This is a genomic window from Enterococcus larvae, from assembly GCF_017830045.1.
In the GTDB taxonomy this organism is placed as follows: Bacteria; Bacillota; Bacilli; order Lactobacillales; family Enterococcaceae; genus Enterococcus_L; species Enterococcus_L larvae.
Genome location: NZ_JAEDXU010000005.1, coordinates 162,301 through 176,825, shown reverse-complemented (window position 1 = coordinate 176,825; position 14,525 = coordinate 162,301). Strand labels below are relative to the sequence as shown.

General features: G+C 41.9%; 14 protein-coding genes. 3 read left to right on the top strand and 11 right to left on the bottom strand.

Annotated features, from left to right (window positions below):
- Positions 1–398 precede the first annotated feature (398 nt).
- From I6N96_RS11320 to I6N96_RS11290, 7 genes are all read right to left on the bottom strand, one after another.
- Positions 399–1,226: an alpha/beta fold hydrolase gene (locus I6N96_RS11320; protein WP_209557649.1), complete on the bottom strand. Its 828-nt coding sequence runs from the start codon at positions 1,224–1,226 to the stop codon at positions 399–401.
- Positions 1,227–1,391: 165 nt separating this feature from the next.
- The gene (locus I6N96_RS11315) at positions 1,392–2,393 is read right to left on the bottom strand and encodes a VOC family protein (RefSeq protein WP_209557648.1); all 1,002 of its coding nucleotides are present in this window, start codon (positions 2,391–2,393) and stop codon (positions 1,392–1,394) included.
- A gap of 12 nt (positions 2,394–2,405) precedes the next feature.
- Entirely contained in the window at positions 2,406–2,597 is a 192-nt protein-coding gene (locus tag I6N96_RS11310) for a 4-oxalocrotonate tautomerase (RefSeq protein ID WP_209557647.1), read from the bottom strand.
- 12 nt (positions 2,598–2,609) lie between these two features.
- Positions 2,610–3,398 (bottom strand): 2-keto-4-pentenoate hydratase, encoded by a 789-nt coding sequence (locus I6N96_RS11305; protein ID WP_209557646.1) that lies wholly within the window; start codon positions 3,396–3,398, stop codon positions 2,610–2,612.
- Between the two features lie 24 nt (positions 3,399–3,422).
- Positions 3,423–4,427: a 4-hydroxy-2-oxovalerate aldolase gene (dmpG, locus tag I6N96_RS11300; RefSeq protein WP_209557645.1), complete on the bottom strand. Its 1,005-nt coding sequence runs from the start codon at positions 4,425–4,427 to the stop codon at positions 3,423–3,425.
- Positions 4,428–4,441: 14 nt separating this feature from the next.
- Positions 4,442–5,311 (bottom strand): acetaldehyde dehydrogenase (acetylating), encoded by an 870-nt coding sequence (locus tag I6N96_RS11295; RefSeq protein ID WP_209557644.1) that lies wholly within the window; start codon positions 5,309–5,311, stop codon positions 4,442–4,444.
- Positions 5,312–5,326: 15 nt separating this feature from the next.
- A complete protein-coding gene (locus tag I6N96_RS11290; RefSeq protein ID WP_209557643.1) occupies positions 5,327–6,100 on the bottom strand; it encodes a 2-keto-4-pentenoate hydratase in 774 nt (257 codons plus the stop codon).
- Positions 6,101–6,351: 251 nt separating this feature from the next.
- On the opposite strand from I6N96_RS11290, the gene I6N96_RS11285 reads away from it, so the two are divergent.
- The gene (locus tag I6N96_RS11285) at positions 6,352–7,110 is read left to right on the top strand and encodes an IclR family transcriptional regulator (protein ID WP_209557642.1); all 759 of its coding nucleotides are present in this window, start codon (positions 6,352–6,354) and stop codon (positions 7,108–7,110) included.
- A gap of 279 nt (positions 7,111–7,389) precedes the next feature.
- Here I6N96_RS11285 and I6N96_RS11280 read toward each other — a convergent pair whose 3' ends face one another.
- The 4 genes from I6N96_RS11280 to I6N96_RS11265 all read right to left on the bottom strand — a co-directional run bounded on the left by I6N96_RS11280 (position 7,390) and on the right by I6N96_RS11265 (position 10,766).
- Positions 7,390–8,217, bottom strand: a complete 828-nt coding sequence (locus I6N96_RS11280; RefSeq protein ID WP_209557641.1) for a MerR family transcriptional regulator — start codon at positions 8,215–8,217, stop codon at positions 7,390–7,392.
- Between the two features lie 33 nt (positions 8,218–8,250).
- Positions 8,251–8,457 carry a hypothetical protein gene (locus I6N96_RS11275; RefSeq protein WP_245186952.1) on the bottom strand — a complete coding sequence of 69 codons (207 nt, stop codon included), beginning with the start codon at positions 8,455–8,457 and terminating at the stop codon, positions 8,251–8,253.
- A 153-nt stretch (positions 8,458–8,610) separates the two neighbouring features.
- On the bottom strand, positions 8,611–9,714 hold the full coding sequence (locus I6N96_RS11270; RefSeq protein ID WP_430650146.1) for a 3D domain-containing protein: 1,104 nt from the start codon (positions 9,712–9,714) through the stop codon (positions 8,611–8,613).
- A gap of 221 nt (positions 9,715–9,935) precedes the next feature.
- On the bottom strand, positions 9,936–10,766 hold the full coding sequence (locus tag I6N96_RS11265) for a putative ABC transporter permease (protein WP_209557752.1): 831 nt from the start codon (positions 10,764–10,766) through the stop codon (positions 9,936–9,938).
- Between the two features lie 213 nt (positions 10,767–10,979).
- On the opposite strand from I6N96_RS11265, the gene I6N96_RS11260 reads away from it, so the two are divergent.
- Together I6N96_RS11260 and I6N96_RS11255 are read left to right on the top strand one after the other, a co-directional pair.
- On the top strand, positions 10,980–12,710 hold the full coding sequence (locus I6N96_RS11260) for an ABC transporter ATP-binding protein (RefSeq protein ID WP_209557640.1): 1,731 nt from the start codon (positions 10,980–10,982) through the stop codon (positions 12,708–12,710).
- Entirely contained in the window at positions 12,700–14,454 is a 1,755-nt protein-coding gene (locus I6N96_RS11255) for an ABC transporter ATP-binding protein (protein ID WP_209557639.1), read from the top strand. Before I6N96_RS11260 ends, I6N96_RS11255 begins: the two co-directional genes overlap by 11 nt.
- Positions 14,455–14,525 lie beyond the last annotated feature (71 nt).

The window sequence follows — 14,525 nt, the reverse complement described above, 5'->3', positions numbered from 1 at the left end:
TGATTCTCTCACTTGTTGATATGAAAATAAAAAAGGCTGGGAATCTCCCAGCCTTTTAATCAAGTCAACAGTCATTACATATAAGTAAGTGTGCTTGAATTATTTTAAGGATGCAAAGATATCTATAGACACACCAAAGAAACATTCGTTTAATTGGTCATTAAATTAATCTAGATAGATACCACTACACTGCTCAAAAAGCACACCTCAATTAGTATTTTCACTTACTCTACTCAAAATAATTGCCACTACAATATAACATAGGGACTCACGTAAATCAATTTCGACGAAGAAATCAGCTTTAGTTCAAAGGGACATAGAAAATAGGAGCCTAACAGTGACATCGGCTCCTATTGAAAACTTCCCCATTTTATACGTACAGCGATTTTAAATCACAATTATTTTTCAATAAAGCTTTTTACTGTATCCGCGAAACGTTGTGTCTGTTCAATCTGTGTCCAATGTCCGCACTTGCCAAAGATATGCAGCTCAGAATTTTTAATTGTTTGCGACAGCTCCAATGATGTCTGCACAGGGATCACTCGATCCTCACGTCCATGCACAATCAATGTATCATGAGGAATATCTCGTATATAATCCTTGTTTCCAGCCATAGCTTCCACACTGTTTTGACGCGGCTCAGGAAACATCGAAGAAAAGCTTTCATGAAATTCTGCTTTTTTGCTGGATTCATAGCGTGTTTTGATCAAGTCAGCTGTAACAAAAGAATGATCATAGGTAAATATCTCAAGTAACTCTTCCATGTTTGCTAATGACGGCTGATAGCCCCATACACGATCCAATCCGTAGGTGATTGGGAAGCTGACACCCATACTTCCCATCAAAATCAATTTATTTACTCGCTCCGGATGATTGATTGCCATAGAAAGAGCTAATGCTCCGCCAAAGGAATTGCCAACCAAATTCGCCTTTTCAATACCGACTGCATCAAAAAAATCAATCGTCTGTTGAACCCAGACATTCATGTTATAGCTGATATCTTCCGGTCTTTCTGTATAGCCAAATCCAACCATATCAGGAGCATACATATGATACTCCTTGTCCCATAATGTAAAGAGCTTGTTCCAGTTCGCCCATGCGGTCACGCCGGGGCCTGATCCGTGAAGAAGCACGATTTTCTCCCCGTCTTGATTACCAACATCATGGTAGTTTGTTTTAAAATTTCCTGTTTGAATAGACTTCGCAATTTCCGGTCTTTTTTCCATTCTTCTCTCTCCCTACAAATGTAATAGTCAATGGAACTTCTCTTCGTTCCATTTTTTCTAAACTCATATAAGCGGCAGGACGCAAGCCGCTGCTTTGGTGTCGTTTGACTAAATCCCAAAGAGGTATTTGCTTTTGTCCCAGCCGCATTTATTTAGTTTTCCTCATCAATAAAATGGGGTGATTTCTTGATCCTCAATCACTGGTGTACCGTAACGAAAGTAGCTGTGCGGTAAGCCTGCACCATACCAGATGATTGCTTTTTCAGCATCGTGGATATTCCACTCCACCGGTTCCCACGTTGGATCGAAAATGAGATAGCCTGTGTCGCCAAAGAGCTCGATACGGTTTCCGCCAGGCTCGATCGCGTACATACATTTTGCCTGAGAAACACCATGCTTCAATGGTCCCGCTTCAACTGGAATCCCCAGTTCAGTCAATGCATCTGAAAGGTATTCTAAATCCTGAGGATCACCAAACCAGTAAGCTACGTGGTGCAAGCGTCCTGGTGCTGCTTTTTCCATCATACCATCAGTCATAAAGGCGATTTCATGAACTAACGGGGAAACAGATAGCCAAGCTGCACCTTTTGTTCCATCTTCTTTCGCCAGATACTCCCGCACATTGAAGCCAAGATGCTCTGTAAAGAATGCCACATTTTTATCTACATCCTTTGCCAGACAGTTCATATGATCCAGACGACGAACAGGTACACCCGTCAGCGGACGACGTTGTGGACGATTGTTCAATTTGGACTTCAGCTCTTCAGGTGCTTCATAATATTCGACATCAAAGAAGATTTCGAACAGATGGTTATCAGGACTCGTAAACTCATATGCTTTTCCTCGACCGTATGCCGGTTCTACCCAGCCTTTTCCTTGAGGCAGGCTTGACAGTACTTCAACACGTCGATCCATCGCCGCCTGACTGGTTGCCCGCCAGCTGGCTTTTACTAAGCCAGCTTCATGATGGGGTGTCAGCTTCATGCTGTATTTATATGGGTCCTCATAGGCACGCATATAGACACTGCCTTCTTCGTCGGTATGAACAACAAGCATGCCCATCACTTCAAAAAACTTGATTGACTCTTCCAACTTTGGTGTATAAAGGTTGACCATTGCTAACTGAGCGACTTCGAATAAAGGTTCTAAATTTCTAGTTGTCATCATTTTTTTCTCCTTTTATCTTCCTAATTTTTTAGCAGAAACTCCACCGATTCCCCAACGGGATTTCGGTACTTCATTAACAATTACACGAATACTTTGCTGTGGTGAACCCAGTACATTTTCAATTGTACCTGTTACCTCAGCGATCAATTCCTCGATTTTTTCCTCAGAGCGTCCTTCAAGTATTTCAATGTGAACAAACGGCATCTTTCTTTCCTCCTACTTTACAAAAAGACGAACCACTCCCAACTTTTCACCAAATTTTACTTCAACGTAATCCCCGGCTTTGATACTGACAGCGGCTGTCAACGCCCCTGTCAGTATTGCTTGTCCCGGTTTTACGGATGTTCCTTTTTCTGCCAGCATATTGGCCAGTCGAGCGACTGCTTCTGCCGGATGCTCAAGAACCGCTGCACCAGCACCAACTGCCTGTACCTCTCCATTGATTTCCAAAACTACACCAATCGTTTCTAGATCCATACTGCCGACTTTTGTAGTATGTGTTCCCAGAACAGCCCCTGCAGCAGAACAGTTATCCGCAACAACATCAGGCATCGTAAATCGAAAGTCCATATAGCGGCTGTCAATCACTTCAATTGCAGGAAATAGATAGTCAGTTGCTTCTAAAACAGCTTCTTTTGTTATGCCGGGTCCCCTTAGTTCCTTTTTCAAAACAAAACCAATTTCAGGCTCGACCTTCGGATGAATATAGCTATCCATCTTCATCGCTCCGCCATCTTCAATCAGCATCGTATCAAAAACATACCCATAGATGGGCTCAGTAACAGCCATCTGCTGAAGTTTTGCTTTACTGGTCAGTCCCATCTTCGGACCAATGATTCGCTCGCCTCGCTTCAGTCGTTGACTGATCAAAACTTCCTGAACCCTGTATGCTTCACTCATGGTTAACTCCGGACATAGCTGCTCAGTTATTTTCCTGATTTCCGTATGCTCATCCTGTGCGTTTAGTACATAAACAGCCAGTTCTTTCCGTTTCTTTTCCTCCAAGAGTGTCCCTTCTTTCTCTATTATTTATTCAGCCATCCTTTTTGCGACATCAAGGATCATATCCTCCTGTCCGCCAACTACCTTTTGTTTTCCTAGCTCGATCAGGATGTCTCGTGGATCAACGTCATATTTTTCTCCTGCTCGTTTTGCATGAAGCTGAAAACTGGAATAAACACCTGCATACCCCATTGTTAGACTATCTTTGGTGATCTCTTGCGGGCTCTTCAATAATGGTGCCACAACATCTTCTGCCGCATCCATAATATTATATAGATCGATCCCTGTACGAATCCCTTTCTTTTCCAATACAGCAGCCAAGACCTCTGTCTGAGTATTGCCTGCTCCGGCACCTAATGATCGAATGCTTCCATCGATACGAGTCGCACCTGCTCGGATTGCTTCCAGTGTATTCCCCATCGCCAATCCCAAATTATTGTGTGCATGGAAGCCCACTTCGACATTCAATGCTTCTTTTAACGCAGTGATTCGTTCGTAAACCTGATCAGGTAACAAAGCACCTGCAGAATCAGTCATATATACAGCTTCTGCACCATAGCTTTCCATCAACTTAGCTTGTTCAACTAATTTTTCGATTGGTGCCATATGAGACATCATTAAGAAACCAAAAGTGGTTAAGCCCATTTTCCTTGCTTCGTGAATATGTTGAGCAGAAACATCTGCCTCGGTTACATGAGTCGCCACTCTTACGAGAGATGCCCCTAGCTCCCTAGCTCTCCTCAATTCATGAACAGTACCAATCCCCGGTAATAGTAAAACAGCAATTTTTGAAAACTCCGCTGTTTCAACAGCTGCTTGAATCAATTTGAATTCATCAACCTTTGAAAGACCATACTGCAAAGTACTTCCCCCAAGTCCGTCACCATGGGAAACCTCGATATAAGGAACTCTTGCCTTATCCAGCGCGCCAACTACATTACGAACCTGTTCTTCAGTAAAACTATGACTAACCGCATGACTACCATCACGTAAGGCGACTTCAGTGATTACAACATCTAAATCATCAAACATGTTTTCCCCTCCTCCTATCGGCTATTTCGCGCGATTTCTTCCGCTACCCGAGTAGCTGCCGACGTCATGATATCAAGATTCCCAGCATAATTAGGAAGAAAATCTCCAGCTCCTTCAACTTCAATAAAAACAGTGATTTCATGACCTTCAATGATTGGCTCTGTTCTTAAATGGTAGCCTGGTACATACTCCTGTACGGAACGAACCATTTCTTGAATAGCTGTGAGTATTTCTTTCTGTTTTGCCTCTTCCTTGACTAGCACACGAACTGTATCACGCATCAGGATAGGTGGATCAGCTGGATTCAAAATAATGATTGCTCGTCCTTTTTCGGCACCGCCGATTGTTTCGATTGCTTTACTGGTTGTTTCAGTGAATTCATCGATATTCGCTCTGGTTCCGGGACCGGCACTTTTACTTGAAATCGTTGCAATGATTTCTCCATACTCAACCTGCTGCACACGATTGATCACTGCTACGATTGGAACGGTCGCCTGTCCACCGCAAGTGACCATATTGACATTTCTTTCATTGATATGTTCTGTCAAATTCACAGGTGGGATCACAAAGGGACCTATGGCTGCCGGCGTTAAATCCAGCATGATTTTCCCAAGCTCTTTTGCTACCTGATCGTTATGAAGATGAGCGTTTGCTGAAGTTGCATCGAATAGGATATCTGCTGTTTCCGGTGCTTCCTGCGCCCATTGGTCAATTCCTCTGGAAAAAGTTCTTAACCCTTTCTCTCTTGCCCGCTTCATTCCTTCTGATTGGTCATCTATGCCAATCATGACAGTTGGTTCGAGCATCTCAGAACGAAGCAGTTTCATCATGAGATCGCTTCCAATATTTCCCGAACCAATAATTCCTGCTTTCAATTTTGCCACGTAGCTTCCTCCTTTTTAAAAGCTGACCTTTACACTCCCCATTTGATTAAGCTTCATCTCAAAAGAATCTCCCTGTTCCGCTGGAATAGCTGCCGACAACGCCCCAGATAGGATAACTTCGCCCTTCTTAAGTGAAATGCCATAGTCGGATAATTTGTTTGCCAGCCAGACAACTGCATTTATCGGATTATCCAGACAAGCTGCTCCTGTCCCTGTATTTTGAAGATCACTATTCTTATAAAGTGCCATTCCAATCAATCTCAAGTCTATATCTGTCAAAGAAAATTTTTTATCTCCTAATACATACAGTCCGGATGAAGCATTGTCTCCTACTGTATCCGGTAGTGTCAGCTTCCAGTTTTTGATCCTGCTGTCTACGATTTCAATAGCTGGAACAATATAATCTGTTGCCTGAATTACATCAAAGCTTGTAACATTCGGTCCTTTTAGATCATCCTTCAATATAAAGGCAATCTCTCCCTCCACTCGCGGCTGCAAAACCAGTTCTTTGGGAACTTTTCCATTATTTGGAATTTCCATTGAATCAAGTAAATGACCGTAATCCGGTTCATCAACACCTAACGATTGCTGCATAGCTGCTGAAGTCAGACCAATTTTTTTCCCTGTGATCACTTTTCCCTTCTTCAACTCATTCTCGATCGTTGCAAGCTGAACTTGATAGGCTTGCTGTACGGTCAAATCCGGAACAAGCTCGGTCAGTGGAACACTACCATTGTTATTAAAAGCTTGAGATAAGTGTTCAGCTAATCTATACGCCTCTGCTGTCATTGAATCTCCTCCCTTCATTTTGCTGTTAAATAGTCAGTGATAGCATTTGTTGAATAAAGAGCTTTTTATTTCAGCTCTTCTTTTTTTTCATTATAGGATCTCCTGAATAAAACAACAATTCAACTTTCCCTGTATACGGAACAGTTCTTGATTTTCCTCAAAATTGTTTTATAATACCAATATAGTTAGCGCTTTCATTTATTGTTTATTCACTATAATGTTCCGCATAGAGGAACAAGGAGGTTGGAATCATGTCCCAAGAGTTGCAATCCGTGAAAAATGCTTTAACCATACTGAAATGCTTTTCTCCTGAAAAAAATAAGCTTCGTGTTACTGAGATCAGTAAAATGACAGAACTGTCTAAAAGCACTGTTAGTCGAACCCTTGCTACACTTGCAAGTGAAGGCTTTGTCCGCAAGAGCAGCGACGATCAATCATATATGCTCGGCTTAGCCATACTCAGCCTTGCAGGAATTACATTAAGCGCTATGCATATTCAGCAAGAGTTAGCTCCTGCCTTGAGTCAGCTCGTTGTTCGAACCAATGAAAGTGGGCATATCGCTATTCTCGATGGAATGGAAATCGTATATATTCAAAAAGATGAATCCGCCATCCATACGAAAATGAAAACACATTTAGGCAGACGCAATCCGGCCCATGCAACCAGTTCCGGCAAACTGCTTCTGGCTTATCAGGAAACCTCTTTTTGGGATAAGATCATTGAAAATAACTTAACCGCCTATACAGCAGATACAATCACTAACCCATTTAAACTGAAGGAAGAACTGGAAGCGATTCGTGCATCAGGGTTCTCCTATAGTAAAGATGAGCTAACAGAAAACGTTTCTTCGATTGCTGTACCAGTTCGGGATTATACAGGAACAGTTGTTGCCTCACTTTCCTTAGTCGGTGCCACCACTCGTTTTACTACGAAGAGAATCAATGAGCTGATACCGTTACTGAAGCAAGCAGCAAAGGAATCCTCTAAAAATCTGGGGTATTGGAAATAATTTGCTAACACTGAATGCTCTAGAAATCGATTTTATGAAAAGCAAGAAATCATTGGTAGATAATTCCTGCTTAAAATGCTGAAATAAAACAAGGCTGTCACAAAAATCGACGAAAAATTTTTGTGACAGCTTTATTTTGAAATTGATGAAACATATCGTTTGATGATTATCTTTTGTTTGTAGACATCTTATTTTCTCTACTTATTCGAATACCAGTAAAAGTGTTTTTCGTGCCATCCTTCTTCTGATAGCAAAATATACACGAATATAATGAACGAATCAGGATATTTTTTTGATTGGTATCTGAATTTCTGTTAAATAGTTTTCCGGATCTGTTTCTGTGTCCGGTCCGCGATGACTCACTTGTCTTGTCGGTTTCTCCATCTCATATTCTTCATTCTCTGCCAGCCATTCAGCGAAATAATGGTAAGCACCTTGAATATTGTCATATGATCCCACAACAAATATTGATGCAACTAGAGGGATTCGCTCCATCTCATAACTAGTCAGCGGTTCCTGTACCTGTGTTGCTGCTTTCAATTTTAAACAAATTTCAATATCCACGCCTTCTTCCAGATAACATTCATCATGAAATACAGTAAAGTTATCTGGTGCCTGCTTAAGATAGTCCAGCTCCTCCTGTTCCAGAAGCTCCATGAACTCCTGCCATAACGGGCCTTCATGATAGTAGGAAGGGATCACCTTTCGCAGACTGACGATTGCTTCTTTCGGCAATGCGCGAAAAATGACCTGATGATTTGCTTCCATCGGTTTCTCTATTTGTTCGATTGTTTTCGCCAGCTGCAGCAAGCGTTGCTGCTCCTCCATGATTTCCTGCTCAATTTGTCGATACTTCTTTTTAAGCTGCTGCTGAAAGTACTCCTCTGTCAGCTCTTCCTCAACCAGTTCCTTGATTTCTACTGTAGAAAATTTCAAATTCTTCAATAAAATGATTTTTTGCAGCTTTGCCAGCTGACTGACATGATAAAAGCGATAGCCGCTTTCTCGATCTACTGCTGCCGGCAGCAATAACCCCTGCTCATCATAATATCTGAGCATTCGAACGGATACTTGAGATAATTTTGAAAATTCACCTATTTTAAACATTTTTCCAGCTCCACTTACTAATTTTAATTCGCCTTAAGACGCGGCACCTTTTTCAATCAAAACAGCCATAACGATGAGTGCGCTATCCAACAGTAAAATGAGCATATTGATGCCAAAAATAATAGCCAGCTTCTCCATCCCTTGAATCTCCCGCTTCTTTTTAAAGAAAGTGTAGAGAAGGAAATTACCACCGTATGTCACAATTATCAATAAAAGAACAACTTCTATACCAATGATCACATCTATCGCCTCATTTATTTACTTTCTTCCATTTTATGCCAATAAAGCAATTCTTTAAATGTTTTTTTAATTAGGAAACTTTCTCCATGTTTCAAACAACAATAAACCAGAGAATAAAAAACGAGACAGGAAATCCTGTCTCGACTTTTCATATTATTGTACAACGACTCTTACGTTGTGACGGCGTCCCCATTGACGACACTGTTCAACTGAATTGAAATGAACATCAATGATGTGCCCTTTGATTGCACCACCAGTATCTCCGGCTACTGCATATCCATATCCTTCTACTTCTACTAGTTTACCTAGAGGGATAACACTTGGGTCAACGGCTATCACGTTGCTTTGAACACGCAGGTCGATTCCAATCGCTGTGATATATCCTGAACCAGGCTCATTCAGTGAATAAGCGGTAGATTCCATATACATCACTTGACCAGCCTCTGCACTGCCTCCATTGTTTTCAGCAGTACCAGGATCAGATGGCTCAACAGCCGGTTCTGATGTCTGTGATTCAGAAGAACCTTCTGCTGCTTGTGCAACTTCCGAGCTCAGGCGCTCTTGCTCTGCTTTTGCAGCGGCCTGTGCTTCTTCTTCTAAACGATCTTGTTCAGCAATTTTTTTATTCGCAATCAGCTGCAGTGATTCTTCGTTGTTCGCAAGCTCCTGTTTCAAAGAAGCGACTTCGATATCCATAGATTGTGCTTCTTCCTGCAATTTTTCCTGATTTACTTGAAGCTCTGCCTGCTTTGTTTGTACGGTTTCCTGAAGCTCGTTCAGTTTTTCCTTCTCAGCAGCAAGGCTTTCGATCTTTTCTTTCTCGGCATTTTGCAATACTGTCATTGCATATGCTCTGTTGAAGAAGTCTGATAAGCTCTCAGCTTCAAGCAGAACCTGCCACGTACGAGTTTCCCCATTCAATTGGATCGATTTCATTCGATCACCAATCGCATTTTTACGACGATCGATATTTTCCTCTGTTACGATAATCTCAGCTTCAGAGCTTTCAATCGTCTCTTCTGCACTGGCAATCTCTTCCTTTAACTTTTCAATCTCAGCATATTTTTCATTTACTTCAGTCAATGCTGTATCAATATTTTGATTAAGAATTTGTCCCATTTCTGTCGCTTGTTGTTCTTCACTTTCCAGAGAATCCAATGATTCTGCATGAGCAATAACAGAAGGGAAGGCCAGATTTAATAAGATGATTGCCGATAATACAGGCATCAGCTTTTTAATTCCCACTGAATCCAACACCTTTCCTATAATAAATCCTAACTCTATTTATTATACTAATCTTAAGAGTTTATTTTGTTTCAGTCACGTTACAAATTATTACAATTTAAAGAAAACTTAAGAATAGCTGTAATATTGATCTGTATCTATTTGAAAAAAATCCAGATCATATAGGAAGAATTTATTCGGTCATCTGGTGCTTTATGCGTAATAACACACATTTTTGTAACTGTTACAGTTTATTACTTTTTCTTTTTAAAGGAAGTAAACAGGCGTTTGACTGTTTCCGGATTTTCCATCCCTCTAAGTGTCAGCTTAGGATAGTTTTTGATCCAGCGTCGTTGGCTGAAATTCAAGCGTTGAAGTCGTTGGCTGACTGCGCTGTTCTCTTTGAGCTCGTCAATAAAAGCCTGCTGCTTGGCTGTTCGCTCTCCGATTTCCTGCTCCAGCGTCTGCTTCCACTCCGCCCATTCTGCCTTCAGAGATTCGCCTTTTTCAGCAACACTTTCCGACAATTCCTTTGCTCGTGTTTCGAACAGCTCGTTGACTTCCTCTGTCATACGTTTGAATGCCTGCATATTAGTCACAGTATAAACTAGGTCCACTAAAAGTATCCCTGTAAATAAAGCGGGCAGTACCCAATGGAATTGGGCAATTAAATAATCTGAAAGCAGTTGTATCCGCGGATGGATCACTCGGACGATCAACACACAGGCAATTCCCCAGAATGCTGAAATCGGCAATGCGATTCGACCATTCAAATTCAACGGCACATCCTTGTAGTCCCACCACGAGGCATGAAACAGCTTTTCCAATATATAGCTGGTTACATATTCCAATACGCTGACCAAAACAGCTGAAAACAGATAGAGTAAAACCAGATTATTTTTGAAAGGCTCTAAGAAATACAGTACACCCAGAATACCGAATCCATAAATCGGACAATAGGGGCCTGTTAAAAATCCTCTGTATACAAACCTTCCAGCTTTGATTGAGCAATATATCGTTTCCCATACCCACCCGATGAACGAATAAATAAAAAATAGCAAAATAAGTTCTGATAATTGATCCACACTTTCCACGATCCCTTCTTTACACTGCGGTACCTGATATTTATTTTGATTTTCTCTCTTCAAACATGATCTGCTGTCCTTCAATTTTTTATAAAGGCAGGCTATTCCTTTCTTAAGACTCCTATCCATTGTAGCAAATAAGTGACGAAAAAAGCGAGCAACTTTAATTGCCGGAGGGATTGAGATACAATAGAACAGATAAGGGGGAAAAAGATGTTTCATTTATTGATCTATGCAAAAAAATACAAAAAACAAATCATTCTTGGTCCATTCTTTAAATTCTTAGAGGCTTGCTTCGAACTAGTTCTTCCTTTAATGATGGCTCGACTGGTAGATAACGGCATTCAAGAAAACGACAAGGACTATGTCATAAAGATGGCAGGCTTGATGGTTCTTATGTCTGTGATCGGTCTGATTTGCGTGATGATCTGCCAATACTATTCTTCGATCGCTTCTCAAGGCTTCGGTACTGAGCTGAGAAATCAGCTGATCAAAAAGATCAATTCACTGTCTCACGCCGAACTGAACGATTTCGGTACAGATACATTGATCACACGAACAACAAACGACATCAACCAGCTGCAGCTCGCACTGGCGATGCTGATTCGTTTAGTGATTCGGGCACCCTTCTTGAGCATTGGTTCAGTGTTCATGGCCTTTTATATCGATACTCAGGCAGGACTCTTGTTTCTCTTACTGCTGCCTGTATTTTGTCTGATTTTATTCATCATCATCAAAATCACTGTTCCGCTATATAAAAAAATTCAAGGAATGATCGACAAGCTGAACTTACAACTAAGTCAGAATTTGAGTGGGGTTCGGGTGATTCGGGCATTTGCCAGAAAAGAAACAGAAATCAAACAAGTGGACAAAACAACAGATGACTTAGCAGATGTTTACTTGCGTGTTTCAAGAATTTCCGCTTTTCTGACACCGGCAACGACATTGATCATGAACGCCGGAATCATCTTCCTACTCTATATCAGCGGCTGGAAGGTTTCTCTGGGGTCTCTACAACAGGGAGAAGTGTTGGCACTGATCAATTATATGAATCAGATGCTGCTGGCACTGATCGTCGTTTCCAATCTCGTACTGATTTTTACTCGCGCATCAGCTTCCGCTTCAAGGGTCAACGAGGTTTTGGCTGTTACGCCAAGTATCGACACGAAAAGTGATGCTGCCTTCGACTCTGCTGCTGTTGAGCATACAGGCGTCCTTTTTGATGCCGTCTCATTTCGGTATCAACCAGATGCCGGACTTGCTTTAAAGAATATCACGCTGCAAATCCCCAATGGTACCATGCTGGGAATCACGGGAGCTACAGGCAGTGGAAAAAGTACCTTAACACAACTGATACCTCGATTCTATGATACCTCAGAAGGCATCATCACTATTGATGGTCAAGATGTTCGCAACTGGCCGTTGGATCAGCTGCGTCGAAAAATCGCTATGGTACCTCAAACTCCGATACTTTTTACTGGTACGATTCGTGAGAACCTTCAGTGGGGGAAAGAAGATGCGAAGGACAAGGATTGTTGGGAAGCCTTAGACATTGCCCAGTGTAGAGAATTTGTGGAACAGCTGGAACAAGGCTTGGACACACCAATCTATGAAGGTGGGAAAAACTTTTCAGGCGGACAAAAACAACGTCTGACGATCGCACGTGCATTGATTGCTAAGCCGGATATCCTGGTTTTAGACGATTCATTAAGTGCTCTTGATTATCAAACAGATTTGAATTTGCGAGCAGCACTGAATACACGCTTGGAAAAAACAACCCTGATCGTTATCTCACAACGAATCAGCTCCATCCGTCATGCCCAGCAAATACTTGTTCTGGATGAAGGAAAAACTGTTGGTTTAGGTACACATGAACAGTTATTGAAGAGCTCTCCACAGTATCAAGAAATTGTTCTCTCACAGGAGGCTGACAATGATGAATAAACCAACGACTCGTTCATTTAAGAAATTCCTTCCTTACCTGCTGCATTATCGGTTGGAATTGATCTTGTCCCTGCTGCTGGGTGTCACTAGCGGTCTGGCTACTGTTTGGATGACCTATGCGATGGGAAAAGCAGTCGATACGATGGTTCAAGCAGATCAGGTAGATTTCACACGTCTCTATGGCATTCTCGGTCTTCTTGCAGGTATTCTGCTTATAACTGTCATCAGTCAATGGCTGCTTCAGCTGCTGGGAAATAGGATCTCCTATCTTTCTGTCGCACAGCTGCGAAAGGATACCTTCGCCAAGCTGAATCAGCTGTCGCTAAATTATTATGATCGTCATTCTCACGGAGACATCATCAGTCGTTTTACAAACGATATGGATAATATATCCAGTGCCGGAACGGTTGTATTCAACCAACTGTTTGCAGGAGCTGCGGTAGTGATCATTGCTTTCATATTCATGATTCGCCTCAGCTTTACCTTGACTATCGTGGTCTTGATCACTACACCGATCATCTTTCTTGTTAACTGGCTGGTGGCTTCTGCCTCGCAGAAAAACTTTGCAGCACAGCAGAAAATCGTCGGAACAATTTCGGGCTTTGTTTCAGAGATGATCGGCAATCAAAAAATCGTCAAGGCTTTCCAACGGGAACATGTTGTTCAACAGCAATTCGAAACAATGAATCACGAATTATATGTAGAGGGGCAGAAAGCTCAGTTTTCTTCCTCTTTGACAAATCCTTTGTCACGATTTATCGATCATCTATCTTATGTTGCGATTGGGTTGGTCGGTGGGCTATTGATCTTAAATGGCAACACGGCTGTGACAGTTGGGGTCATCTCCAGCTTCACCATCTATTCCGCTCAGTTTACGAAGCCCTTTATTGAGCTATCTGGAATGATCACTCAAATTCAGACAGCATTGGCTGGGATTGACAGAACCTTTGAAATCCTTGAACAGCAGCCTGAAACACCGGATGCAGAACATGCATTGATCCTCAACGAGATTTCAGGCGAAGTGACCTTTGATCGGGTTTCCTTTTCCTATGTTTCTACAAAGCCGTTGATTGAGGACTTTACACTGAAAGTCAATGCCGGTGAGACGATTGCTATCGTTGGGAAAACTGGTGCTGGAAAATCAACTCTGGTCAATCTGCTGATGCGCTTCTATGATGTGGATAAGGGTGTAATCTATGTTGATGAACATCCCATCAATGAAATCACAAGAGATAGTCTCAGAAAAAGCTTTGGAATGGTGCTTCAAGATACTTGGCTATTCGATGGAACGATCCGAGAGAATTTAGTCTATGGAAACAGCGAAGCAGCAGACACAGAAATCTATGAAGCATTGAGAAAAACCCACACTGCGGAATTCATCCAGCGTTTGCCTAAAGGATTGGACACTGAGATTGGCAGTCAGGGGATCAAAATATCCGAAGGACAACGGCAGCTGCTGACCATCGCTCGAACCATGATCAGTAATCCGCCCATGTTGATCCTTGATGAAGCAACCAGCTCAGTTGATACGTTAACTGAAAAGCATATCCAATCTGCCTTTTTAGAGATCATGAAAGGGCGCACCAGCTTTGTTATTGCTCATCGGTTATCAACAATCAAAAATGCGGATAAAATCCTGGTAATGGAGCAAGGAAAGATCGTAGAAATCGGTAGTCATCAGTCACTGCTTGCCATTCCAAACGGCTATTATCGGACGCTCTACGAAGCTCAGTTTCAACAGTAAGCATGTAATCCTTCTTGTGGCGCATACGGCTGCCGCGAAAAAAAAGGAACCTTCCGGGGATGGCGGAAGGT

What these genes read in the sequence shown, in the direction of transcription:
- I6N96_RS11320 (WP_209557649.1), bottom strand. Translation starts at nt 1,226, where the DNA reads ATGGAAAAAAGACCGGAAATTGCGAAGTCTATTCAAACAGGAAATTTT.
- I6N96_RS11315 (WP_209557648.1), bottom strand. Translation starts at nt 2,393, where the DNA reads ATGATGACAACTAGAAATTTAGAACCTTTATTCGAAGTCGCTCAGTTA.
- I6N96_RS11310 (WP_209557647.1), bottom strand. Translation starts at nt 2,597, where the DNA reads ATGCCGTTTGTTCACATTGAAATACTTGAAGGACGCTCTGAGGAAAAA.
- dmpG (WP_209557645.1), bottom strand. Translation starts at nt 4,427, where the DNA reads ATGTTTGATGATTTAGATGTTGTAATCACTGAAGTCGCCTTACGTGAT.
- I6N96_RS11290 (WP_209557643.1), bottom strand. Translation starts at nt 6,100, where the DNA reads ATGACAGCAGAGGCGTATAGATTAGCTGAACACTTATCTCAAGCTTTT.
- I6N96_RS11285 (WP_209557642.1), top strand. Translation starts at nt 6,352, where the DNA reads ATGTCCCAAGAGTTGCAATCCGTGAAAAATGCTTTAACCATACTGAAA.
- I6N96_RS11280 (WP_209557641.1), bottom strand. Translation starts at nt 8,217, where the DNA reads ATGTTTAAAATAGGTGAATTTTCAAAATTATCTCAAGTATCCGTTCGA.
- I6N96_RS11260 (WP_209557640.1), top strand. Translation starts at nt 10,980, where the DNA reads ATGTTTCATTTATTGATCTATGCAAAAAAATACAAAAAACAAATCATT.
- I6N96_RS11255 (WP_209557639.1), top strand. Translation starts at nt 12,700, where the DNA reads ATGATGAATAAACCAACGACTCGTTCATTTAAGAAATTCCTTCCTTAC.